Source organism: Streptomyces sp. S07_1.15 (assembly GCF_020739505.1).
In the GTDB taxonomy this organism is placed as follows: Bacteria; Actinomycetota; Actinomycetes; order Streptomycetales; family Streptomycetaceae; genus Streptomyces; species Streptomyces xinghaiensis.
Genome location: NZ_JAJBZK010000001.1, coordinates 3836797 through 3860813, shown reverse-complemented (window position 1 = coordinate 3860813; position 24017 = coordinate 3836797). Strand labels below are relative to the sequence as shown.

17 protein-coding genes and 5 tRNA genes are annotated in these 24017 nt (G+C 73.8%); 8 read left to right on the top strand and 14 right to left on the bottom strand.

Translation table 11 applies throughout. The features are described 5' to 3' along the window. Positions 1-255: 255 nt before the first annotated feature. Entirely contained in the window at positions 256-1443 is a 1188-nt protein-coding gene (locus LIX60_RS16665) for a PP2C family protein-serine/threonine phosphatase (RefSeq protein ID WP_227959107.1), read from the bottom strand. A 317-nt stretch (positions 1444-1760) separates the two neighbouring features. Between LIX60_RS16665 and LIX60_RS16660 the strand changes: the two genes are divergently transcribed. Continuing rightward, the gene (locus tag LIX60_RS16660; protein WP_227959106.1) at positions 1761-3128 is read left to right on the top strand and encodes a hypothetical protein; all 1368 of its coding nucleotides are present in this window, start codon (positions 1761-1763) and stop codon (positions 3126-3128) included. 224 nt (positions 3129-3352) lie between these two features. Here LIX60_RS16660 and LIX60_RS16655 read toward each other — a convergent pair whose 3' ends face one another. The 3 genes from LIX60_RS16655 to LIX60_RS16645 form a co-directional block, all read right to left on the bottom strand. Then, positions 3353-4102, bottom strand: a complete 750-nt coding sequence (locus LIX60_RS16655) for a MerR family transcriptional regulator (RefSeq protein ID WP_227959105.1) — start codon at positions 4100-4102, stop codon at positions 3353-3355. Between the two features lie 1102 nt (positions 4103-5204). Then, positions 5205-5280, bottom strand: a tRNA-Lys gene (locus LIX60_RS16650). A gap of 214 nt (positions 5281-5494) precedes the next feature. After that, positions 5495-7723, bottom strand: a complete 2229-nt coding sequence (locus LIX60_RS16645) for a DEAD/DEAH box helicase (protein WP_227959104.1) — start codon at positions 7721-7723, stop codon at positions 5495-5497. An 814-nt stretch (positions 7724-8537) separates the two neighbouring features. On the opposite strand from LIX60_RS16645, the gene LIX60_RS16640 reads away from it, so the two are divergent. Continuing rightward, complete coding sequence (locus LIX60_RS16640; protein WP_227959103.1) at positions 8538-9152, top strand: hypothetical protein; 615 nt, start codon at positions 8538-8540, stop codon at positions 9150-9152. 150 nt (positions 9153-9302) lie between these two features. Here LIX60_RS16640 and crcB read toward each other — a convergent pair whose 3' ends face one another. From crcB to LIX60_RS16625, 3 genes are read right to left on the bottom strand one after another with little or no spacing between them, the layout of a single operon-like run. Further along, on the bottom strand, positions 9303-9680 hold the full coding sequence (gene crcB, locus LIX60_RS16635) for a fluoride efflux transporter CrcB (RefSeq protein ID WP_227959102.1): 378 nt from the start codon (positions 9678-9680) through the stop codon (positions 9303-9305). Continuing rightward, positions 9677-10426, bottom strand: coding sequence for a CrcB family protein (locus LIX60_RS16630; RefSeq protein ID WP_374117868.1), 750 nt, complete (start codon positions 10424-10426; stop codon positions 9677-9679). Before LIX60_RS16630 ends, crcB begins: the two co-directional genes overlap by 4 nt. Then, a complete protein-coding gene (locus LIX60_RS16625) occupies positions 10423-10773 on the bottom strand; it encodes a metallopeptidase family protein (RefSeq protein ID WP_030547706.1) in 351 nt (116 codons plus the stop codon). Before LIX60_RS16625 ends, LIX60_RS16630 begins: the two co-directional genes overlap by 4 nt. Positions 10774-10992: 219 nt before the next feature. Here LIX60_RS16625 and LIX60_RS16620 point away from each other — a divergent pair, with 219 nt between their 5' ends. The 4 genes from LIX60_RS16620 to LIX60_RS16605 all read left to right on the top strand — a co-directional run bounded on the left by LIX60_RS16620 (position 10993) and on the right by LIX60_RS16605 (position 12985). Then, positions 10993-12609 (top strand): metallophosphoesterase, encoded by a 1617-nt coding sequence (locus LIX60_RS16620; RefSeq protein ID WP_374117867.1) that lies wholly within the window; start codon positions 10993-10995, stop codon positions 12607-12609. A gap of 83 nt (positions 12610-12692) precedes the next feature. Beyond that, positions 12693-12765: transfer RNA gene (locus LIX60_RS16615), tRNA-Glu, on the top strand. A 51-nt stretch (positions 12766-12816) separates the two neighbouring features. Further along, positions 12817-12891: transfer RNA gene (locus LIX60_RS16610), tRNA-Asp, on the top strand. Between the two features lie 20 nt (positions 12892-12911). After that, positions 12912-12985, top strand: a tRNA-Phe gene (locus tag LIX60_RS16605). Between the two features lie 106 nt (positions 12986-13091). Here the strand turns inward: LIX60_RS16605 and LIX60_RS16600 are convergent. The 6 genes from LIX60_RS16600 to LIX60_RS16575 all read right to left on the bottom strand — a co-directional run bounded on the left by LIX60_RS16600 (position 13092) and on the right by LIX60_RS16575 (position 17693). Next, positions 13092-13403 (bottom strand): DUF6234 family protein, encoded by a 312-nt coding sequence (locus LIX60_RS16600; RefSeq protein WP_227959100.1) that lies wholly within the window; start codon positions 13401-13403, stop codon positions 13092-13094. Positions 13404-13648: 245 nt separating this feature from the next. After that, positions 13649-14254 carry a DUF1349 domain-containing protein gene (locus LIX60_RS16595; protein ID WP_227959099.1) on the bottom strand — a complete coding sequence of 202 codons (606 nt, stop codon included), beginning with the start codon at positions 14252-14254 and terminating at the stop codon, positions 13649-13651. A gap of 187 nt (positions 14255-14441) precedes the next feature. Further along, positions 14442-15338, bottom strand: coding sequence for a cytochrome c biogenesis CcdA family protein (locus tag LIX60_RS16590; RefSeq protein ID WP_227959098.1), 897 nt, complete (start codon positions 15336-15338; stop codon positions 14442-14444). Continuing rightward, a complete protein-coding gene (locus LIX60_RS16585; protein WP_227959097.1) occupies positions 15335-16126 on the bottom strand; it encodes a DsbA family protein in 792 nt (263 codons plus the stop codon). Before LIX60_RS16585 ends, LIX60_RS16590 begins: the two co-directional genes overlap by 4 nt. 301 nt (positions 16127-16427) lie before the next feature. Next, positions 16428-17012 carry a hypothetical protein gene (locus tag LIX60_RS16580; protein WP_227959096.1) on the bottom strand — a complete coding sequence of 195 codons (585 nt, stop codon included), beginning with the start codon at positions 17010-17012 and terminating at the stop codon, positions 16428-16430. A gap of 162 nt (positions 17013-17174) precedes the next feature. After that, positions 17175-17693: a hypothetical protein gene (locus LIX60_RS16575; protein ID WP_227959095.1), complete on the bottom strand. Its 519-nt coding sequence runs from the start codon at positions 17691-17693 to the stop codon at positions 17175-17177. 503 nt (positions 17694-18196) lie between these two features. On the opposite strand from LIX60_RS16575, the gene hrpA reads away from it, so the two are divergent. Next, the gene (gene hrpA / locus LIX60_RS16570; RefSeq protein WP_227959094.1) at positions 18197-22258 is read left to right on the top strand and encodes an ATP-dependent RNA helicase HrpA; all 4062 of its coding nucleotides are present in this window, start codon (positions 18197-18199) and stop codon (positions 22256-22258) included. A 91-nt stretch (positions 22259-22349) separates the two neighbouring features. Next, positions 22350-22424: transfer RNA gene (locus LIX60_RS16565), tRNA-Asp, on the top strand. 1216 nt (positions 22425-23640) lie between these two features. Here LIX60_RS16565 and bldC read toward each other — a convergent pair. Further along, positions 23641-23847 carry a developmental transcriptional regulator BldC gene (gene bldC / locus LIX60_RS16560; protein WP_003949541.1) on the bottom strand — a complete coding sequence of 69 codons (207 nt, stop codon included), beginning with the start codon at positions 23845-23847 and terminating at the stop codon, positions 23641-23643. Between the last annotated feature and the right edge of the window lie 170 nt (positions 23848-24017).

The window sequence follows — 24017 nt, the reverse complement described above, 5'->3', positions numbered from 1 at the left end:
GAAAACGGACATCGGCCGCCAGAGCCGGGCGAGTTGACCGGGCGCCGGAAAACCTGTTCCCGCTGATCGTGCGTCAGTCGTTATCGCCCGGACACCTGTCGTCACGCAGCGTTGCGGAGGCCGGGTGGCGGGCGTGAGGGGCGGGGCGCCGGAGCGGACCGCAGGGGCCCGTGGCCCCGGCCCGGCAGTCTGGAGATCCGGCCGTGGGGAGGTACGGCAGCGGGGAGGTCCGGCGGCGGTCCGGGGATCCGGCGGTCAGGAGCGCCGCTCGGGGACGTCCGTGACCGCGAGGAGCGCCATGTCGTCGTGGGCGCGGCCGCCGGTGTGCAGGGCCACGTCCCCGACGAGGGTGTCCAGCAACTCCTCCGGGTCGCTGAAGGACCGTCCGGCCAGACTGAGTTGGGGATCGTAGAACTCACCGGCACGGTTGCGGGCCTCCGTGACGCCGTCGGTGAAGAGCAGGAGGGTGCACCCGCGCGGAAACACGATCTCCTCCACCCGGTCCGGCTCGGTCCGCAGCCACGCCAGGCCGAGCGGTACGGCGGGCACTTCCGGTTCGACGGCGCACACGGCGCCGTCCCCGGTGAGCATCAGCGGGGCCGGGTGGCCGCGGTTGAGCAGCCGAAGCCTCCGGGCCGACAGCCCGGAAGCGCTCCCGCCGGGAGCGCCGGATCCACCCGGGTCCGCCCCGAGGGAGCCCTCGTGCGGGATCTCGGCGAGCACGGCCGTGGTGAACCCCTCGGCCCGCTCCAGCCCTTCCCGGCGCTTGGCCTCCCGCACGAGCGCGACCTCCAGCCGTTCCGCGATCCCCGTCAGCTCCGGCTCCTCCTCGGCCGCTTCCCGGAACGCCCCGAGGACGATCGCGACCGCGCCCACCGCCTCTATGCCCTTGCCGCGTACGTCACCGACGATGAGCCGCACCCCGTGCGGGGTGGACTGGACCGCGTAGAGGTCGCCGCCGATTCCCGCGTCCGCCTGCGCGGCCTCGTAGCGGGCGGCGACGCGCAGCCCGCCGATGCGGCCGGCAGGGGCCGGCAGCACGGCCCGCTGGGCGGCCTCCGCGACGTTCCGGACGGAGGCCAGTGCGCGGTGGCCGTGGCGCACCACACGGTTGATGAAGACGGCGAGGCCCGCCACGGTCACCACCGTGGCGGTGTCGAGCAGTGACTGGTACTGCCCGACCGTGCCGTGCAGCAGAGCGATCCCGAGCATCGCCAGGCTGGAGACGACGGCCGTCAGGATCGTGGCGGGGCCGGTGTAGAGGGCCGCGGCGACCATCGGCGCGGCCGCGAAGAACGGCGAGCCGGTCAGCTCCGGCGGTGCCAACAGGCCGAAGGCCAGGCCGCCGACGATCAGGACGCCCGGGATCCAGCAGGGGAACGGAGCACCGCGGAACCGTGTCCCGCCGTCGCCCCTGCTGCACAGCTGTCCTCGCTGCACCACCTGTGATCTCCTGCCCGGTCCCGGTCCGTCCGGTTACGGAACGACACCGCGCCCCCTGCCACCCTCGGCCGTTCCGGTCCGGAGGGCGAATCCGCGTCCGCCGTTCGGGTGACGGGCCGCGGTGGCACGGGCGGTGGCACGGACAGCGGCAAGGGCCGGGGCGGGGCGTGGGTCAGGGGCGTGGGTCAGGGGCGTGGGTCAGGGGCGTGGGCGGACGGCAAGCGCTGGGTCCACCGGGCCTCACCGTCGGCCTCCGCCCGGAGTCCGGTGACTCCGGACCCGGTGGTTCTTGCCCCCTTTCGTGTAGCTTCGAAGATATGAGGAGCACATCGCGCAATGCCGTGCTCGGACCGGTGCTCGCCCTGCTAGCGGCCCTTCTGGTCGCGGCCGGGCTCCTCGCTCCGGGCTCCCGGGCGGCCGACGGCCTCGGCGGCGCCGCGGAAGCCCTGCGGAGCGGCCCGGTCTATGTGGATCCCCGGGCCTCCGGCCGGCTCTCCGGCGCCGAGGCCGAGGCACTGGCCGACACCATCGAGAACGCCGACAAGCCCGTCTTCGTCGCCGTCCTGCCGGAGGCCGCGGAGTTCGATCCCGACAGCCTGCTCCGGGATCTGCGGACCCGGGTCGGTGTCAGCGGCGTCTACGCGGTCGCCCTCGGCGACGGCTTCGACGCGGGCGCCGACAACCGGGTCATGTCCCAGAACGCCATGGGGAACCTGACCGGCGCCGTCGAGCGGGAACACGGCACCGACACCGCCGCCCTGCTCGACGACTTTGTCGGCCAGGCGGTCCAGCAGGCCAACGGTTCCGCGCCCGCCTCCTGGAGCGACGGCGGCGGCGACGGCGGGACGAATACCGTGGCCGGTGTCGTCACTCTGGTCACCATCGGCGCTCTGGCGCTGGCGGGCGTCCTGGCGGCCTTCACCGTCTCCCGGCGCAACCGCACGCGCCGGGCGGAACGCGAGAAGGCCGAACTCGAGACCGTACGGCCCCTGGTGGACGAGGACATCACCGCCTTCGGCGAGGAACTGGACCGGCTCGACTTCGACCCCTCCGCGCCGGAGACCGACGAGACCATGCGCCGCGACTTCTCCCACGCGCTGGACTCCTACGAGAAGGCGAAGGCCGCGATGGCCCGCGCCCACCACCCCGGTGACGTCCGCCCTGTCACCGAGGCCCTGGAGGACGGCCGCTTCGCGCTGGCCACCCTGGAGGCCCGGCGCGCCGGAACTCCACTGCCGGAACGCCGGCCGCCCTGCTTCTTCGACCCCCGCCACGGCCCGTCCACCGAGGACGTCGAGTGGGCGCCCGAGGGCGGAACGGCGCGCACCGTCCCGGTGTGCGCCGCCGATGCCGCCCGGATCGCCGACGGCCACGAGCCGATGGCCCGCACCGTCGAGACGGCGTCCGGCCGCCGGCCGTACTGGGAGGCCGGACCCGCCTACGCGCCCTGGGCCGGGGGTTACTTCGGCGGCGGGATGCTGCCCGGGCTGCTGGTCGGCACCATGCTCGGCAACATGATGTTCGCCCCTCACGCCTACGGCGCCTACGGCGGCGGTGACTACGGTGCGGGCGCCGAGGGCGGCGAGTACACCGGCTCCGACTTCAACCCGGGTGACTTCGGCGGAGGGTTCGACGGCGGCGGCTTCGGAGGCGGAGGGGACTTCGGCGGCGGCGGAGGCTTCTGACCGTCCGCCGTGTCCGCGGTATCCGGGCCGTTCCGGGGCCCGGGTTCCTCGGACCGTCCGGCGGCCGCCGGGACCGGACGAACCCGGCCCGCCCGGCGGTCCGGGCCGACGGCTCGAACCGGCAACCGGGCCGCCGACCCGGATCGGCGGCCCGGGTACGTCCGGTGCCATGCCCCGGCCGGGTGTCCGCCGGACCACCGGACACCCCTTCCCGCCACGCCCCCTCAGTCGCCGAGGTGCCGCTCGGCATAGACCTTCATGGCATCCCGGACGAACTCCGCGACGCCCTCACCATGCCGGTCGTAATGAGCGGCGAACCGCGGATCGGCGACGTACATCTCGGCCAGCCCGATGAAGTAGCCCTTGGAGGGATCCGGGGAGGCGTCCGACAGCCAGGTGTAGTGGCGCCGGGTGATCGCCTGCGCCTCCTCGCTGTCCGGGGAGGCACCGGCCCGCGCGGCCTTCCCGAAGTCCAGGGCGATGTCCAGCTCCCGCTGCTGGAAGGATCGCCGGCCCTCGTCGCCGAGCGAGCGCCACCAGCGGTCGGAACTGTCGTAGGCGTCACGCCCCCAGCGCTCGATCACCTCCTCCTTGTGCCGGTCGTGGTCGAACCCGTCGAATATTTCGTCGGCCATGAGCTCTTCGCCCTCCTCCGTCTTGCGCAAGGTGGTCCGCACCGATGCGATCTGCCGCCCGATCCGCTCCCGTTCATGCTCCAGCAGCCGCAGGTGCGTGCGGAGCGCGGCGGTCTCGTCGCGCTGCCCGGCCAGCACCTCGGCGATGGCGGGCAGCCCCAGGCCCAGCTCGCGCAGCAGCAGAATCCGCTGAAGCCTGACCAGCGCGGACTGGTCGTAGTAGCGGTAGCCGTTGCCGCCGATCCGGCTGGGCGGCAACAGGCCGATGTCGTCGTAGTGGCGCAGCGTCCGGCTGGTCGTCCCCGCACGGCGCGCGATGTCCTGGATCGACCACTCCATCGCGGCTCCCCCTTGCTGTTTTCACATCCCCGGGCGTCTCTCACCCGGTGCTCACGACCGTAGAACTTGACGTAGCGTAAAGGTCAACCCGAATGCGGACGAACAGCTCGGCTCCCGGCATACGGGCCATCGGTCCGGGGCCGCGGCCACTCCGGATCACCGGGCCACGGCACCGCGAAGGCGATTGCGGAGGTGACCGCAGAGGCGACCGCGGAGGCGGGCGGGACCGCGGAAGGCCGTTCCGGGCGCACGGACCAGGAGCGAGGCGACAGGTCCGCCCGTGACGGCAGCGGAGCACCGGACGCCGGGCCGGGGACGGCCGAAACCGGGTGGACGGCGGCCGGCCGGACCGCGCGCTGAAGGTGGCACCGGACGGGAGAGCCGGGCGGCGGGGCCGCAGCGGGCCGGCCGGGTGCGGCGCCGGACGGCGGTGGTGGCGGCTGCGGTGGCGGGGCCGCGGCAGTGCCGGCGGTGGACGGCATGACGACGGGGACGGCGGTCCCACCCGCCGTCCCCGTCGCGGAGCCGTGACCGCACCCGTCCCCACGAGCCGGTCCGGAGACCTGCCGGACGTACGGTGCGCGCGGCACCCGGCACGGGTCGTATCCGTGCCCGGTCGCCCGACCGCACGTCCGGCTACCCCAATGTGTCCCGCCCCCACAGCAGGACCCGCATGACCCACCATCGCCGTAGCGGCACACGGGCGGCAGGGCCCGGTCGGCCCGGGAGAGGGACCATTGGTCCCCCTCCTCCGCGGCCCTCTCCTTCAGCCGGTGCCCGGGCTCCTCCCGCACCGGGACCCCAGGACCTCTCCCGGTCATGGGGATCACCGCGACCACCGGTGTCATCGAGGTCATCGGCGCGCTGCCGCGGTCACAGCGGCCCCTGCACACGGCCCCTGCCCCTGACCCACGCGCAACCGCACATCACCGGCTTCAGGGCGGGCGGCGTGCCCGGCAGTCCGCCGGCGCCCCAACCGGCGGGACGGCGGACACAGTTGCCGCGAACGCCACCACCGCACCCGCCAACTCGTCCTGCCGGTGCGGGGAGTGGCCGGAATGCGTGAGGCCCCGATCGGCGTCGGTGCCGATCCGGGCCTCGGTGGTAGGCCGTGTGGGACTCGAACCCACAACCAATGGATTAAAAGTCCACTGCTCTGCCAATTGAGCTAACGGCCCTTGGTCGTGCTCCCCCGAGCATAGCCCTCCGCGGGCCGCGAACCGATCGGGTATACCCCTGTTCGCCGACAGCGGCCCGGGATTCCGGGCCCGCGTCGCCGCGCCCCGCCGTCGGTGCGGACCGGGCACGGTGGCGCGGGCCCGGACACGGCCTCGGGGCCCGTACGACGCGGTGCGTACGGGCCCCGAGGCACGGGTGTTCGGTCAGGTGCCGTCAGCCGTTGCGCTTCCAGCGCGGCTTGTCGGCGCGGCGGTCGAACGGACGGCCGCCGGCGGTGTTGGTGCTGCCGCGGTGGTCGTCGCGGCGGGCCGGGCGGTCGTCGCGGCTGAAGGGACGGTCGTCACGACGGTCGCGGTTGTGCGGGCGGTCGCCGCCCCGGTGGCCGAAGCCGGGGCGGTCGTCGCGGCGCTCGTGCGGACGGGCGGCGCCGAAGCCTCCGCGGTCGTCCCGGCGGTCGCGGCTGTAGCCGCCGGCCGGACGGTCGTCGCGGCGGTCACGGCTGTAACCGCTGCCCGAACGGCCGGCACCGTAGCCACCGCTCGGACGGTCGTCCCGGCGGTCGCGGCTGTAGCCACCGCTCGGGCGGTCGTCCCGGCGGTCACGGTTGAAGCCGCCACCCGGGCGGTCGTCCCGGCGGTCACGGTTGAACCCACCGCTCGGGCGGTCGTCCCGACGGTAGCCGCCGCCGGAGCGGTCGTCGCGGCGGTCACCGCGGTCGCGGTTGAAGCCGCCGGAGCGGTCGTCCCGGCGCTCGCGGCCGTAGCCGCCGCGGTCGCCGTAGCCACCGCTGTTGCCACCGCGGTCTCCGTAGCCGCCGGACCGGTCGTCGCGACGGTCACGGCGGTCGAAGTTGCCCCGGTCGTCGCGACGCTCGCCCGCGGCCGCGGACTGGGCCGGCACGGACGCGGCGGCCCGCGACTCCTCCTCCGCGGCTTCCGCCGCGGCGGCGGCGACCATGGCCTCGGCGGCGGCCGCGACGGCCGCCTCCGGGTCCTCGCCCCGCTCGCGCGCGGCCCGCGCCACCAACCGGTCGGCTTCCCCGCGCAGTTCGGCGGCGCGGCGCTGTGCGCGCTCCAGCTGACGGGTGAGGTCCTGGACCTCGCGCTCGGCCTGCTTCGCGGCGTTGCCGGCGGACTCGGCCTGCACCTCGGTCAGCGAACGGGCACCCGTGATCCGGGCGACGTCCTCGTCGAACGCGCCCGCTCCGCCGACGATGTGGCGCGAGGCGTCGACACCCGCGTCCTCCATCAGCCGGAAGATCTGCTTGCGCTGGTGCGGCAGCGCGAGCGAGACGACGGTGCCGCTGCGGCCCGCGCGGGCCGTACGGCCGGAGCGGTGCAGGTAGTCCTTGTGGTCACCGGCCGGGTCCACGTTCAGGACCAGGTCGATGTCGTCGACGTGGATGCCGCGCGCGGCGACGTCCGTGGCGACGAGGCAGTTGACGCGACCGTCCTTGAAGTCGGCCAGCGTCCGGGTCCGGGCGCCCTGCGTCATGCCGCCGTGCAGCGCGTCCGCGCGCACCCCGGTGTCGAGGAGCTGCTCGGCGACGCGGTCGGCGCCCATCTGGGTCCGCACGAAGATGATCGTGCGGCCCTTGCGGGCGGCGATGGCGGCCGTGACCGGCGCCTTGTCCTTCGGCTTCACGACGAGCACGTGGTGGCTCATGGTGGTGACCGCGCCCTGCGCCGCGTCGACCTCGTGTGTCACCGGGTCGACCAGGTAGCGCTTGACGAGCGTGTCGATCTCGTTCTCCAGCGTCGCGGAGAACAGCAGGCGCTGGCCGCCCGCCGGCACGAGGTTGAGAATCTCGGTGACCTCGGGCAGGAAGCCCATGTCGGCCATCTGGTCGGCCTCGTCGAGGACGGCGACCTCGACCTGGTCGAGCGTCGCGGCGCCCCGGTCGATGAGGTCGCGCAGCCGGCCGGGGGTGGCGACGAGGATGTCGACGCCGCGCTCCAGCGCGTAGATCTGGTTGCTCATGGAGGTGCCGCCGCAGACGACCTTCATCTTCAGGCCGAGGACGTCACCGTAGGGCTGGAGGGCGTCGGCGACCTGCATCGCCAGCTCGCGGGTGGGGGTGAGGATCAGGCCGCGCGGGCGCTTCTTCTCGGTGCGGCCCCCGGCGAGGCGGGTGAGCAGCGGCAGACCGAAGGAGAGGGTCTTGCCGGAGCCCGTGCGGCCGCGGCCGAGGATGTCCTTGCCGGCCAGGGCGTCCGGGATGGTCGCGGCCTGGATCGGGAACGGGGTGACGACACCGTTCTGGGAGAGCTTGCGGACGATCGCCTCGGCGAGACCGAGGTCACCGAAGGTGACTCCGGGGGCCTCGGGAGCCTCGGTGGTGGCGTCGGCCGTGGTGGGGATCTCGTCGAGCCCGGTACCGGCGAGGGCGGTGATCTCCGCGTCCTCGGGCATGACGGCGCGGTCAGTGGCAGAAATGGACATGCGAAATGCAAAACCTTCCGGAGTCTCGGCACGCGCCCAAACTCCGTGTATGCATACGCCCGCCTCTATGCGGTCAGCCACGGTTCGGTACAGGAACGCGCCACACGGCGCGTTCATCACCTCGGTCTGCGAGGAGATACGGTAGCGCCGGGCAAATGGGATCAAACGATCTGTCACCATACGCACTCGGAACCCCGGAGCGCAAATCGGCTCCGGCGGGGGATCCCGGGGTGGATGTGGTGGTCGGTCGCGGGGTCGTCGTCGCGGCCTGAACCGCGCTGCACCCAGCGTACCGGACGGGCGCGGCCACCGGCTCTCCGGTTGGTGCGGGCCCGGCTGAGCCCCGGCCGCCCCGGAGCGTCGGACGCCCGGGTCCGGAGCCCCGGCCCCGTCGCCCCGCCGGCCGCCACCGGACGAACCGCCGCCGCGCGCCTGGGCCGGACGGCGTGGTTGTCCGGCGTTGTCCGTGTCCTGCGCGGTGTGGGCGGAGTTGAGCAGAGCGGCCTGCCCGCCCCGTATCCGGAGGTGCCCGCCTGTGCGCCCGCTCCCCACCCGTCTCCCCGGTCCCTCCCCCGTCGCCGGAAACCCTGCCGAGCCCATGGCGGCCCCGGAGGGCGGGGCGCGCGAGCCGTCCCGGCGGCCCGCCCGGCCCCCGGCGGCCGGGGCCGGAAACGGGAACGGGTCCGTGGACGGGTACCGGGCCGGGGCCGGGGCCGGAGCCGGACAGCCCGCCCGGCCGGAGGGCGGGGCCGGGGCAAGGTCCGCAGCCCTGCCCCGGACGGAGGGCCGCACGGGCTTCCGCACCCCCCTGCGCGTGGCCGCCGCCGCACTCGCCCTGGCCACCGCGACCGGGTGCATGAACGTCAGCGACAGGACCGACCCGCCCAAGCCCACCGGGTCTGCCGGGCAGGAGGACGGACCGGGGAGCGCCGGTCACCGGTCCCCGGACGGCGAGGGCGTGGAGCAGCCCCACGGAGCGGACGGCGGCCCGGAGGCGCGGGACGGGCGCGGCAAGGCCGATCGCGGCCGGGGCAAGGACGACCGTGCCGAGGCGGGCCGCCCGGGTTCCCGCACGGAGCGCGAGACCGGTGCCGGCGGGGTGTCCGGCCGCCCGGACTCGGGCGCCGGGCACGCCTCCGCGCCCGGCTCCGGCCCGGCCGCGGACAGCGGCCGTGAGAAGGACCGCGGGGGGCCCGGCCCCCGCGCGCCGCGGCAGCCGGGAGGAGAGGGGGATCCGACCCGCCCGGCACCGGAGCGGCCGTCCCCGGAACCCGAGCCGGAGCCCGAGCCGGAGCCGCAGCCGTCGAGCCCGGATCCGGCGCCGACGGGGGAGGAGCCGAAGCCCGAGCCCGGTGGCGCGGCGTCGGCGACGGGCGTGTCCCCGGAGTCGGCGCCCGCACCGCTCTCGCCGGGCGTCCCGGCGCCGTGAGCGGGGCCCGTGGGCGGACCGTGGCGAGGCCCGTGGGCGGACGTGGTGCGGCCGACCTTACGAGCTGGGCTCTTGCGAGCTGGACTCTTGCGAGGTGAGTCCAGCACCCCGCGCACTCCTCCCGCCCCGGCCGGGGGCTGAACGGAGACCTCAGCCCGGGCCGAGCCCTCCCGTCAGTCCCGCGCCCAGGACGTACGCCCCCAGTCCGCCCGCCAGCGACAGGCCGACATTGGCCGCCGCGAGCCCCGCGCGCCCCCGCTCGGCCAGCCGCAGGGTTTCGTACGAGAACGTCGAGTAGGTGGTGAGTGCCCCGCACAGCCCTGTCACGAGCAGCAGCCGGGCCTGGTCGGAGCCCGTTCCGGCCCCGAGGGCGCCGGTGAGCAGCCCGAGCAGCAGACTGCCCGCCACATTGACGACGACCGTGCCCCACGGGAACACCGAGCCGTGCCGTGCCTGGACCGCGCGGTCGATGAGATAGCGCAGGGGCGCGCCCACGGCGGCGCCCAGGGCGACCAGCAGCCAGTTCACCGGGCCCGCGCCCCCGTTCCCGTACCGTTCCCCGCCCCGCTCGCCCCGGCCTCCGCCCCGGGGCCCGTTTCCGCCACCGCAGCGCCGTGCAGGCCCAGGGCTTTCCGGGTCAGCACGGCCGCCGCCCCTACGCCGGTCAGCGCGGCGGCGAGCGTGCCCGCCGCGTAGGCCAGGGCGGCAGCGGTCTCGCCCCGCGCCAGCAGCTCCGGCACATCGGCCGCGTACGTCGAGAAGGTGGTGAAGCCGCCGAGCACACCGGTGCCCAGGAATGGGCGCAGCAGCGGATGCGGGGAGACACCCGGCCGCTCGCTCACCAGCGTCATCAGGACGCCGATCAGCGCGCTGCCCGACGCGTTGACCAGGAGGACCGCCCACGGGGCCGCGTCGTGCGGCGCGGGCCAGGCGAGCGTCATCCCGTACCGGGCGCAGGCGCCGAGCGCACCGCCCGCCGAGACGACGGCGAGGATGCCCCACAGCGCGCGGCCGGTGGCCTCGGCCCGCTGTTCCGGTACGCGCAGATCGACGTCGGGGTCGACCGCCCGGGGCGCCCGGCCCGCGGGCGTGGCGCCGGCCGGGCCGGCGGCGTCCCCCGCACCGCTGCGGGATCCCGGGGGCGCGCCCGGGCCTCCCGGGTTCCCCGGGCGGGACGGAGGCGCCGGCCATCCCGGACCGTCCCGGTCCTCCGGTGCGGCGGCGGAGCCGTCCCCGTCGGCGGAACCGCCCGCCCCCGGGCCCGTCCCGCTCATCCGTACCCCAGGGCGTGCAGCCGCTCGTCGTCGATGCCGAAGTGGTGGGCGATCTCGTGGACGACCGTGACCTCGGTCTCCTCGACGACCTCTTCCCGGCTTCCGCACATCCGGAGCGTCGGCCCCCGGTAGATGGTGATCCGGTCCGGCAGCACGCCCGCGTACCACTCCCCCCGCTCCGTGAGCGGAGTCCCTTCGTAGATGCCGAGGAGCTCCGGGTCCTCGGCGGGCGGCTCGTCCTCGACGAAGACCGCCACGTTGTCCATGAGCCGCGTCAGCTCGGGCGGGATGCGGTCCAGCGCCTCGGCGACCAGTTCCTCGAACTCCTCACGCGTCATCTCCAGCACGCCGCCATTCTGCGCCACACCCGCGCCCCCCGCCGTCGTCCGGCCGGAGAGGGGGACCGGGGACGGCGGCCGGGGCCGGACCGCGGCCGTGGCGGTGGCGGTGGCCGCGGCGGCGGCGGCGGCCGGCGGAGACCGTCGATGGCGACCGGCGGGAACGAACCGGAGGCCGCGCCGGTTGACTTCCGCATAGCGATCACCGCGGAAGGGCATACGGCTGCAATGGCACGCGAACCACTCCGCCGCCGCTTTCGCATGCCCTTCCGGGGCCGGAGCGGCGGCCTTCCTCCGAAGGGTCCGGCGGTACGGCCGCTCGGCCACACACCGCGTCCGTACGCCCGTGCCCTCGGAATGGTGTCCGTGGTGCTGATCGGCGCGTGGCTGGGCCTTCTGGTGGTCGGCAGCGTGCGGACGCCGGTGGGTCCCATGGACACCAAGATGGCGCTGCGCCCGTCGGTCTCGGGCGGTACGAAGATCAACGTGTCACCGCTCGGCGCCCTCGAACTCGACAGCCACCACGCGCCCCTCCGCCTCGACGTGGACGTCGACCAGCTGAACCCCGAGCGTTCCCAGGCGCTGGTCAAGCATCCGGAGCGGCTCGCCGGGCTGCAGGAGGAGATCGCCGGCGACGTGGCGGCCGGCACCATCGACCTGGGTGTGCGGTCGGTCGTCGCCGTGGTCTCCGGCGCCACGCTGCTCGGCCTGGCCGTCTACCGGCGCCCGCGGCGCGCGCTGACGGCGGGCGGTCTGGCGCTGGCGCTGCTGGTCACCTCCGGCGCCGCCGCGTACGCCACCTGGAATCCGAAGTCCGTCCTGGAGCCGAAGTTCTCCGGGCTGCTGAGCAGCGCGCCCAGTGTGGTGGGCAACGCCCGCAGCATCGTCAGCGACTTCGACATCTACCAGCAGGAACTGGCCCGCCTCGTCACCAACGTCACCCAGCTCTACGACGCCACGGCGAACCTGCCGACGTACCAGCCGGACCCGACGACCATGCGCGTGCTGCACGTCTCGGACATCCATCTCAACCCGGCGGCCTGGCACATCATCGAGTCGCTGGTCAAGCAGTACGACATCGATGTGATCATCGATTCGGGCGACACCATGGACCACGGCACCACCGCCGAGAACGGCTTCCTCGACCCGATCAGCGATCTGGGCGCCCCCTACGTCTGGGTACGCGGCAACCACGACTCGGCGGCGACACAGGAGTACCTGGAGGACCTCGACAACGTCCGTGTCCTCGACGACGGCAAGTCCATCACCGTCTCCGGTCTGCGGATCGCGGGGATCGGCGACCCGCAGTTCACCCCGGACCGCTCGGTGCAGCCGGCCGGTGACGGCTCCGAGCGGGCCGCGGGGCGCAGGCTGGCGGCGGCGATGAGCCGGCAGCGGGCCAAGGGCGACCCGGCCGACATCGCGGTGGCGCACAACCCGATGGCGGCCCGCGAGACGGCGGGGGCGGTCCCCCTGGTCCTGGCCGGGCACACCCACAACCGCAAGACCCATGAGCTGGACGGGGGGACCCGGCTGATGGTCCAGGGTTCGACCGGCGGCGACGGGCTCCGCGCGGTGGAGGGCGACGAACCCGCCGACGTCCAGGCCTCCGTGCTCTACCTGGACCGGGAGACCCGGAAGCTGCAGGCCTGGGACGAGATCACGCTCGGCGGCCTAGGCCTGTCGACGGCCGAGGTGAGCCGCAGGCTGCCGGAGGAGAACACTCCGGGCGGGGCGGAGTCACCCTCGCCGTCGCCCTCGTCCCCGTCCGCCGGACCGGGTTCCGGTACGGCCTCACCGCCCGCCCGCCGGACACCGTCGCCCTCCCCCACGGAGGCGCCGTAAACCGTTTTGGCGATCCCTCCCCGCATCCCATATGCTTCTCACGTCCCCGACGGTGCCGGAAGGCGCTGCAGGCGGGCCATTCAGCCCTCATCGTCTAGTGGCCCAGGACGCCGCCCTTTCAAGGCGGTAGCACGGGTTCGAATCCCGTTGGGGGCACGCATCACCATGTGCGAGACTGGAGAACGTCGCCAGTGCTCGCACGAGCTTGGTCCTGTGGAGCAGTTTGGAGTGCTCGCCACCCTGTCAAGGTGGAGGCCGCGGGTTCAAATCCCGTCAGGACCGCTGCAACCGCGAGGTTGCGTGGCTGGGTAGCTCAGTTGGTACGAGCGTCCGCCTGAAAAGCGGAAGGTCGCCGGTTCGACCCCGGCCCCAGCCACAACCGCCCAGCAGGGCAAAGCCCCCGCCGAGATCATTCGGCGGGGGCTTCTTCGTGCCGTTTCGGCAGCGGTGTGTGCGCGAGGGGCTCCCGGCCCGGCAGCCCCCTACTCAGCGGCGGGGAGGAGGGCCAGCAGACCCGCTCCGGCGCCCAGGACCACCAGTTGCACGATGCCGGGAATGCGCCACCGCTGGTACAGGAGACCACCGCCCGTGACGACCGCGCCGCCGGCCAGGATCCAGGCCCCCCGCAACGCTTCCCCGGGCGCGTCGGGCGGGTTGCCGGGGTCGTAGCCATCGGCCCATCCCGCCATGCCGTAGCGGAACAGCAGCCAGGCGATGACCATCAGGTCGATGACGAGCAGCGCCATGCTCACCCCGACCTGCCGGCCGGTTGACGGCTCACTCCCGCTCCCCATCCCCACCACCTTCGTCCGCGAGTGACAGCCTGCGATCGCATGCCGTCCAGCATGCTGGCGTGGCGGGCACCGCACATGAGTACGGCTACTCAGGCGCGCGGCTGTTCAGTGGCGAGGCCGGCGGCAAGGACCCAGCAGGGCCCCGGCGGAGACCAGGTCATCCGGCGGGGCCCCCGTGCGGTGATCGCTGCCCCCGCCGCGTCCCCGCCAGCGGCTTCGGAACGGGGCCGGGAGGCGACCCGGGCCTACTCCGCCCCGTGCAGGTCCGGGTCCGCCGGGCTCGTGGTGTAACCGGTGAACCGGACTGTCAGCCCCTCGCGCTCCGGTGAGCAGCAGAACGGGCCCGCCGTCGCCGCCGCGTCCGGGGGCAGGGGCACCAGCCGGAACATCCGCCAGGGGCCGTCGGCGCACCGGGCCCGCAGCGTCAGGGCGTCGCCGGCGCGGCTGGCCCGGATGGTGACCGGCCTGCCCGCCCACTCCGGCACCGGCGACTGCGACCAGTCCGAGAACTCGCGCGTCACGACGGCGCCGAGATGCGGCGCGCCGTCCGTGTACTCGATTCCCGCCTTGACCCAGTTCGCCTCGTCGACGCGGATCATCAGTCCCGCCTGGTCGTACAGGTGTGTGAAGTCGGCTTCGAATGTCACTTCGACCGCGCCGCCCTGCGGGAAGGCGGTCAGCAGGGCGTGTCCGTCGTCGCGCACATAGCCGTAGCTCGTGCGGCGCCAGAAGTCGCTGCGGGCCCCCGTGGTCACGACGAGCGCGCCCGTGCCGTCCGGGGCCGCCTGCGGCGGGTGGTTCAGCCACCGCGCTTCGTCCCATGCCACGGTTCGGTGCTGTGTGTCCGCCACCGTCTCTCCTTGTGTCTGCCGGCTGCCCCGCCGTGCGTCATCCTGTCGGATGGGCCGGGCCTCGGCCAGGGAGCCGGACGGGCGGTACGGCCGGGAGTCCCGTGGACGACCGCGGGCCGGGCCCGCGGAGGAGTTCCCTCCGCGGGCCCGGCCGTGCAGCGGTGTCCGTCAGCGCGTCGGCGGCCCGTCAGCGCGGGTCGTCGGCGGGCGCCTTCCCGGTACGGGCGGAGGACGCTTCCGCCCCTGCGGCCGGATCGTCCTTCCCTTCCCGCCGCCCCCGCCGTACGGCGAGCAGCGCGATGCCCGCGCCCACCGCGCCCAGCAGGCCGAGCAGGACCCCGTCCGGTACGGCCGCGCCCACCCTCTGGGCCCACCGCTCCGCCTCGAACGAGCCGTCCACGCCGAGCAGTCCGGGCAGGGCCGTCGTTCCGTCGAAGACCAGGAACATCGTGCCGAGGGCGATGAAGAACAGCCCGGAGAGAAGGGACGTGGTGTGCAGTTCCAGCCGGCCGACGCGGACGGTACGCCCGCGCAGCCAGCCCTTCCGTCCCAGTTCGAAGCGCTCCCAGAGCAGGGCCAGGACGAACAGCGGTACGGCCATGCCCAGCGCGTACGCCGCCAGCAGCACACCCCCGTAGACCGGGCTGCCGCTCACCGCGGCGACCGTCAGCACACTGCCGAGGATCGGGCCCGCGCAGAAGCCCGCGAGACCGTAGACCGTGCCGAGGGCGTAGACCTTCGCGGCGCTCGTCGGGCGGATGCGGCCGGACGCCTCCTGGAGGCGGCGCGAGGCGAAGCCCAGCCCGAGGATCTGCGCCACGCCCAGCGCGATGATCAGCCAGCCGCTGAGAGCGACGAGCAGATCGCGGTGGCCGTAGAACAGCCGCCCCGCGTACGAGCCGCCGACGCCGAGCGGCACCAGGGTCGTCGCCAGGCCCAGGTAGAAGATGCCGGTGCGGGCGACGAGGCGCGAGGTGCTGTCGATCGAGTAGGCGAAGAAGGCGGGCAGCAGCAGCGCGCTGCACGGGCTGAGCAGGGCCAGCAGTCCGCCCAGGAAGGCGGCGAGATAGCCGATGTCGGTCACTTGTCCGAGCCCTCGGCCGCCTCCGCCTGCTTCGCCGCCGCCTCGATGGCCTCGGCGAAGACCTCCGTGGGCTGGGCCCCGGCGATCGGCTTGCCGTTGACCAGGAAGGACGGCGTGCTGGTGGCGCCGATGCCGTAGGCCTCCTCCTGGTCCTTCTCCACCGCCTGCTTCGCCGCGTAGCTCTCCATGTCGGTGTGGAAGCGGTCCATGTCCTTGACGCCGGCCTTCTCGGCGATCGCGTCGAGGCGCTCCTTCGAATACCCCTTCTTCATGTTGTCCTCCTCGGAGAACGCCACCTCGTGGAACTGCCAGAAGCGGCCCTGCTGCCCGGCCGCCCAGCTCGCGTAGGCGGCCTGTGCGGAGTCCTCACCGAAGACCACGAGGTTGCGCCACTCGATGCGCAGCACGCCCTTGTCGACGTACTCCTTCACCAGTTCGGGCTCGGTGTCGCGGGCGAACTTGCCGCAGAAGGGGCACTTGAAGTCGGCGTACTCGATCAGGACGACGGGGGCGTCCGCGCGGCCCATCGCCAGCTTGTCGTCCTTGTCGCGGCGGGCGAGCTCCGCGAGCTGGGCATAGGTGTCGGCGTTGGGGTCGGCCGAGCCCTCCCCGGGCGTCTCGACCGTCACGGCCGGGGAGTCGCCGGACGAGCCGCCGCCCGTCGCGAAGGCCGAGAGGACGCCGAGCACCAGGGCGGCGACCAGCACCAGGGCGCCGATCGCGATGCCGCGGTTCCTGCGGGTGGCCGGGGAGGGGCCGGACGTGGGTTTGTCGCCGTTCTTGGGCATGGAGGTCTCTCCTGGGGAGCGGCGCGGGGCCGGCACAGGGCGGTGCCGTCCGCGCGTGGACGTGAAGACGGATGGACGGATGGGGAGTTGAGGTGGGCGGCGGAGCCGGCCCGGGCGGGCGGGCACAGCCGGACGGGGCACGTTCCCGGGCGCAGACCGGGCGCAGACCGGGCGTCAACAGGACGCCGACCGGGCACCGACCCGGCGGAAGGGCTCGGGCCGCGCACAGCACGCGCCTCTGCCGCGCTGTGCGCCGTACGCACCGGGGCCCCGGGGAGCCCCGGGGAGCCCCGTCTGCCGGTCAGCCGCGGCGTGTGTCGCGCGCGTCCGGTGCGGCCGACGGGCCCCGGGCGCCGGACACGGCCGCCGCGGGGGCGGCTCCCGCCGGCGCCCCGCAGGCGACCTCGCCCGCCAGCCGCTGCGCGGTCGCCACGGCCAGCAGCACCACCGAGGCGACCGCCAGCACCGGCTGGACCGGCGCCCAGACCGTCATCGCGCCGGAGGTTCCGAGCAGCAGCAGGACGACCTTGTTGCACACCGGGCAGCCGACGGCCAGGAACGACAGCAGCCCGCCCGCCGTGCCCAGCCGGCGGCGCCTGCGCTCCGGCCCGTCCGGTTCCGGCGGTTCGGTCCGGCGTTCGGCGCCGATCCGTACGTAGGTCGCGAGCAGCAGCCCGCCGAGGACGGCGGTGGCGGCGAGCACCGGGTAGGCCCACCACGTGGTGGGCACGGTCCGGCCGAAGACCGGGTTCGGGATGACGGCGGTGGGCAGGCCGGCCGCCAGCGCGGTCAGTACGGCCGCGGCCAGGGCGGCGCCCCAGCGGGCGGGTGGCCAGAGGGCGGGGGCGCGCAACGCCAGCCGCACGGTGGTTCGAGGGTCCTTCACGTCTGCTCCTGTCCGGGGACGGCGGATGCCGGGGCGCGGAGACCGGTGCGGAAGCCGTAGCCGTGCGCGCGGCGCGCGGCGGACGACGCCTTGTCCGCGCACCGCGAGGACGGCGGCAGACCCTGCGCGGTGGCGCTACGGGCCCGCACCGGTGCGCGGCATCTACACGCGCAGCAGGACGGAGAGCGTCACAGGAGTGGCGGGGCCGCCCGTCGGACCGCGTACGGCGGGCAGCCCGCGGGCCGCCTCGGACGCGTCGCCCTCGGCGTACGCGAGCCGCGCGCCGAGGGCGGGGCACTGGTCATGGACGGAGACGGCGGTCGCCGGCACGGCGGCGCCGGTTCCCCCGTCCTGCGGACGCTTGCAGTTCGAGGAGCCGTCGTCGTCCGCCGACCACGCCGGCGGTGCCTCGGCCCGGCCGGTGGTTCCGGAGGCGGCGAAGGCCCGCCCGGACGGCTGTCCGGCCTCGGGCGCGGCATCCGCCGGTTCCTCGGCCGGTACGGGACTCCGGTCCGCCACCGGGAAGCCCTGGGCCACCGCCGCGGTTCCGCCACCGCCGGGCGCGGCGGCGGGTGCCGCCCGGCCCGGCAGGCACAGCAGCGCCGCCAGAACGGCCATCAGCGCACCGGCGACCGCGCCGGCCGCGAGGCGGCGGCGGTGCGCGGCGGTGCTGCTGATCACTGCGGGGCCTTCCGGAGAGGTGGACTCCAGGCATCGTAACCGCCGGCTCGGCACGCCGGGACGGGCCGGGCCCGCCCGATCCGGACCCGGCGGCCGGCACCACCGGCCGGGACCCCGGCACGAGACGGCTCGCACCCGTCGGAGGTCTGCCCCGGCGCGGGGACGACGGTCACGGGCACGGGGGCACGGCAAACGGACGGGAACGAGAACGGAGACGAGGACGAGGACGAGGACGAGGACGGCCCCAGCGTGAGCCGGGCCACGGACACACCCCGGGCCGGGTTCGGACACGGCACCCGCCCCGCGCGTCACCCCGGCCCTGACCGCGTCACCCCACGCACCGGCGCCCGGGCACCCCGCGCGACCCCCGCTTCACCGAGCCGGCGCCCCGGCTCCCGGCCCCCGGCTCTCCGCCGCCGGCCCCCACCGCCCGCGGGACTTCCCGGCGGCGCCGCGTAACTCGTTCGCCAGTCGCTTCCGCGAGGTGAGATCCTGGGTTCGGTATGTCTACTTCCTCTCCCCCCGCTTTCGCCGCCCTCCAGGCCCGGCTGCCCGAGCTGATGCTGCGTGACGAGCACCGGCTGGGGCGGCGCCTCGACGGTGCCCGCCGCATCCGCAAGCCCGAGGCCCGGCAGGCGGTGCTGGACGAGATCGCCGCCGAGATGGAGCAGGCCGAGGCGCGCGTGGCGCGGCGGCGTGCGGGCGTGCCGGTCGTGACGTATCCGGAAGCGCTGCCGGTCAGCCAGAAGAAGGACGAGATCCTGGCGGCGATCCGCGATCACCAGGTGGTGATCGTCGCGGGCGAGACCGGCTCCGGCAAGACCACCCAGATCCCCAAGATCTGCCTGGAGCTGGGGCGAGGGGTCCGCGGTCTGATCGGGCACACCCAGCCGCGCCGTATCGCGGCCCGCACGGTCGCCGAGCGGGTGGCCGAGGAGCTGAACACACCGCTGGGCGAGGCGGTCGGCTGGAAGGTCCGGTTCACGGACCAGGTGAGCCCCGCCACGCACGTCAAGCTGATGACGGACGGCATCCTGCTCGCCGAGATCCAGACGGACCGGGAGCTGCGCCAGTACGACACGATCATCATCGACGAGGCCCACGAACGCAGCCTCAACATCGACTTCATCCTGGGATATCTCGCCCAGCTGCTGCCGAAGCGTCCCGACCTCAAGGTCGTCATCACCTCCGCGACGATCGACCCGGAGCGCTTCGCCCGCCACTTCCGCACCCCCGTCCCCGGCGGCGCGGCGGGCGCCGGCGCCGGCGAGGAAGACGACCGGGGCGCCGCCCCCATCGTGGAGGTGTCCGGCCGCACCTACCCCGTCGAGGTGCGGTACCGCCCGCTCCTGGAGGAGGGGTCCGAGGAGAGCGACCGCGACCAGGTCACCGCCATCTGCGAGGCCGTCGACGAGCTGCAGGCCGAGGGCCCCGGCGACATCCTCGTCTTCCTCTCCGGCGAGCGGGAGATCCGCGACACGGCGGACGCCCTGGGCAAGCGGAACCTGCGCTCCACCGAGATCCTGCCGCTCTACGCCCGCCTCTCGCACGCCGAGCAGCACCGGGTGTTCCAGCGGCACGCCGGCCGCCGCGTCGTCCTGGCCACGAACGTCGCCGAGACCTCGCTGACCGTTCCCGGTATCCGCTACGTCATCGACCCGGGTACGGCCCGTATCTCGCGTTACAGCCACCGCACCAAGGTGCAGCGGCTGCCGATCGAACGGATCTCGCAGGCCAGCGCCAACCAGCGCAAGGGCCGCTGCGGCCGTACGGCCGACGGCATCTGTATCCGGCTCTACTCGGAGGACGACTTCCTCTCCCGCCCGGAGTTCACGGACGCCGAGATCCTCCGCACCAACCTCGCTTCCGTCATCCTCCAGATGACCGCGGCCGGGCTCGGCGACATCGAGCGTTTCCCGTTCATCGACCCGCCGGACCGCCGCAACATCAAGGACGGCGTGCAACTCCTGGAGGAGCTGGGCGCCTTCTCCACCGGGCAGAAGGGTGCCGCCGGCTCGGCGCGGGACGCGGGCAAGCGGCTCACGCAGACCGGCCGCAAGCTCTCCCAGCTGCCGGTGGACCCGCGGCTGGCCCGGATGGTCCTCGAAGCAGACCGGAACGGCTGCGTCCGCGAGGTCATGGTGATCGCGGCGGCCCTCTCGATCCAGGACCCGCGCGAACGCCCGGCCGAGAAGCAGCAGCAGGCGGACCAGCAGCACGCCCGCTTCCGCGACGAGACCTCCGACTTCCTCGCCTTCCTCAACCTCTGGCGTTACGTGCGCGACCGGCAGAAGGAGCTGTCCTCCTCCGCGTTCCGCCGGATGTGCCGCAGCGAGTTCCTGAACTACCTGCGGATACGGGAGTGGCAGGACATCTACACCCAGCTCCGGCAGGTGGCCCGGAGCATGGGCATCCACACCGGCGCCGCGGATGAGCCCGTCGCGCCCGCCGACCGGATCCACACCTCCCTGCTCGCCGGTCTCCTCTCGCACATCGGGCTCAAGGACACCGAGGCGAAGAACGAGTATCTGGGCGCGCGGAGCGCCAAGTTCGCGGTCTTCCCCGGCTCCGCGCTCTTCAAGAAGCCGCCGCGCTGGATCATGTCGGCCGAGCTGGTGGAGACGTCGCGGCTGTGGGCGCGGGTCAACGCGAGGATCGAGCCGGAGTGGGTCGAGCCGCTCGCACAGCATCTGGTGAAGCGCAACCACAGCGAACCGCACTGGGAGCAGAAGCAGGCGGCCGTGATGGCGTACGAGCGGGTGACGCTCTACGGGGTCCCGATCGTCGCCCAGCGGAAGGTCAACTACGGGCGGATCGACCCGGAGACCTCGCGGGAACTGTTCATCCGTCATGCCCTGGTCGAGGGCGACTGGCGGACGCACCATCAGTTCTTCCACGACAACCGCAAGCTGCTGAGCGAGGTCGAGGAACTGGAGCACCGCGCCCGCCGCCGCGACATCCTCGTGGACGACGAGACGCTCTTCGACTTCTACGACCAGCGGCTGCCCGACGATGTCGTCTCCGGTGCGCACTTCGACTCCTGGTGGAAGAAGAAGCGCCGCGAGGAACCGGAACTGCTCGACTTCGAGAAGTCGATGCTCATCAACGAGCGCGCCGAGGGCATCTCCAAGGACGACTACCCGGACACCTGGCGGCAGGGCAAGCTCAAGTTCCGCGTGACGTACCAGTTCGAGCCGGGCGCCGACGCGGACGGCGTCACCGTCCACGTCCCGCTCCAGGTGCTCAACCAGGTCACCCCCGAGGGCTTCGACTGGCAGATCCCGGGGCTGCGCGAGGAGCTGGTCACCGAGCTGATCCGCTCCCTCCCCAAGCCCGTACGCCGCAACTACGTACCGGCGCCCAACTACGCCCAGCGCTTCCTGGCCGCCGCCGTCCCGGGGCAGGAGCCGCTGACGGCCGCCCTCGGCCGGGAACTCCAGCGGATGGTGGGCGTCCGGATCGACCCGGAGGACTGGGACCCGGCCAAGGTGCCGGACCACCTCAAGATCACTTTCCGGGTGGTGGACGAGCGCCGCCGCAAGGTCGCCGAGGACAAGGACATCGAGACGCTCAAGCTGCGCCTCAAGCCGAGGACCCAGGCCGCGATCACCAAGGCCTTCGACCAGTCCTTCGAGGCTCCCGCGTCCGGTGAACGCCCCGCGGGGGCACCGGCCGGCCCGGTCCAGCGCACCGGGCTCACCTCCTGGACGCTGGGCACCCTGCCGCGCACCTTCGAGACCCGGCGGGCCGGACAACCCGTCAAGGCGTACCCGGCGCTGGTGGACGAGGGCGATTCGGTGGCCGTACGGCTCTTCGACACCGAGTGGGAGCAGACGGAGGCGATGTGGCGGGGCACCCGCCGGCTGATCCTGCTCGGCATCCCGGTCAACCCCGCGAAGTTCGCCCAGAACCAGCTCTCCAACCAGCAGAAGCTGGCGCTCTCCCGCAATCCGCACGGCAGCGTCCAGGCCCTCTTCGACGACTGCGTGACAGCCGCCGCCGACCGCCTCATCGCCGCCCGCGGGGGCCCCGCCTGGGACGAGGAGAGCTTCCGCAAGCTCTACGACGCCGTGCGGGCCGACCTCGTGGACGCCACGATGGACGCCGTCCGCAAGGTCCGCGAGGTGCTGGCCGCCTGGCACGCCTGCGAGCAGCGGCTGCGGTCCACCACGTCCCCGGCGCTCCTCACCTCGGTGGCGGACGTCAAGCAGCAGTTGGCCGGACTGATCGGACCGGGCTTCGTCACGGAGCACGGGGTCGGACGGCTGCCGGACCTCATGCGCTATCTGGTGGCGGCCGACCGCCGCCTCCAGCAGATGCCCGCCCACTCCGAGCGGGACCGGACCCGGATGGCGAAGGTCCACGAGATGCAGGACGAGTACGCCTGGCTGCTGGAGCAGTTCCCGCCGGGCCGCCCGGTGCCGCCGGAGGCGCGGAAGATCCGCTGGATGATCGAGGAACTGCGGGTCAGCTACTTCGCCCATGCGCTGGGCACGGCGTATCCGGTCTCCGACAAGCGCATCGTGAAGGCCGTCGACGCGGCCGCGCCCTCCACCGCGCGCTGACCTCCGGGACGGCCAGGCTTCAGTTCGACTGCTTGCCTGACCTGCTGTAGAGTCTGCCTTCGCAGCGCAACGGAAGACAGCGCGGCAACAAGGTCCTGTGGAGCAGTTTGGAGTGCTCGCCACCCTGTCAAGGTGGAGGCCGCGGGTTCAAATCCCGTCAGGACCGCACGGATTGGAAGGGCCCGCACCCCGCGAGGGTGCGGGCCCTTCTCCATTCCCGAGCCACCCCACGGCGGAGGCGGCGCCCGCGGCGACAGCCGCAGACGAGCACAGCACATCCCGTCAGGCCCCCACGCGCCGGATGAGCCGGCACCCGAGGCGGGCCCATACCCCGAGCCGCCTCCCCCTCCCCCGAGGCGGGCCGCGCCCGCGGTGAACGCCTGCCGCCCGCCGCTCACCGCCCGCCCGGGCGGTGTAGCCGCCGGTAACTCAGCAAATCCCCTCAGGACCGCACACCCGGCTGCACGCGGGCCTCCAGCGGCCTCACACGCCCCGCCCGCCCCTCCGGCCACTCCGGGCCCGGCCGTCTCCGTACGGGCCGCCCTCCGCGCCGCACACCCGCGCGTGGGCCGGCCCCGGACGCTGCGTCATCAACTCGCCCGGCTCGGCCACAGGTTGGCCGACATGCGCCTGCCCGGCCGGTGCGCGGGCCGCGCCGTCTTGACGGTGCCGGGCGCCGGGGGATACCCAGGCGGGGGGAGACGGGGCGGCCCGCGGAGGGACGGGACCGCGGAGACCCGTGGCGAGTTGCCGCCCAGCCGCGTCCGCGAGGCTCCGGCGGAGACGCGGGGGCCGCCCGCCGGCCCGCCGCCGACCGGTACGGCGCGGCCCCCGGGCTCAACCGGTCCGTCCACGCCGTGCCGTCCCGCGCCCTCCCGTGCGGGCCCGCCGCTGAGCAGCGGCGGGAAGACTCAATTCCCACTACCGCAAGCCAGTTGGGACGGGCAAGGATGCCGGGCTGTGACGGGTGTCACTGAATGAGTTTTTCCACCAGGGGAACTCGGACACCGCTCGCGGGCCGTCGATTTAATATGTGCAATTGCACTCTCCTCGACAGGGCTGCGCGAAGGCTTCCCGGGGGCCGCCCGAAGGGGCATCCGGAGCCCAACACGGACGCGCAGAACCGATCGCCGGCCACCCCGGCGAGGGCCCGGAAAAAGGCGCCCGGAACCGACTTCCGACCCCCTCCGCGACCGCGGATCCGGCCTCCCGCCCCGCACAAACGAAAGATCGCGCTGGACCCGGCGGAGTCCAGCGCGATCGACGACGCGCCCTCAGGAACAAGGGACCGGAGCCTGAAGGGGCAGGCTCCTGTCGTGGGGTGGGGTGTGGGCTCGAACCGGACCGTGGGGGACCCGGAAATGCCCGGTTATGCAGGTGTTTCAGGCCTCGCTGCGCTGCTGCGGGATGCCCGCCAGCAGTGCGCGGACCTCCGCTTCGCGGTAGCGCCGATGCCCTCCGAGCGTGCGGATGGACGTGAGCTTGCCGGCCTTGGCCCAGCGCGTGACCGTCTTCGGGTCCACGCGGAACATCGTGGCGACCTCAGCCGGGGTCAGCAGCGGCTCGGCATCAGGGGTGCGAGCGGTCATGAGCGGCCTCCTCGGGAGAACCGAACCATCACGGTTCTTTCCTCTAAATTCTGCACCTTGACCCGCGTTGCCCGAAATGGCAGACGCGGGCCGAGTCGGTTATAGGACGAACGGCTTGTCCTCGGCACTACAACTACACCATCTGTCCAGCCGCGTCGGCCAAACCGATG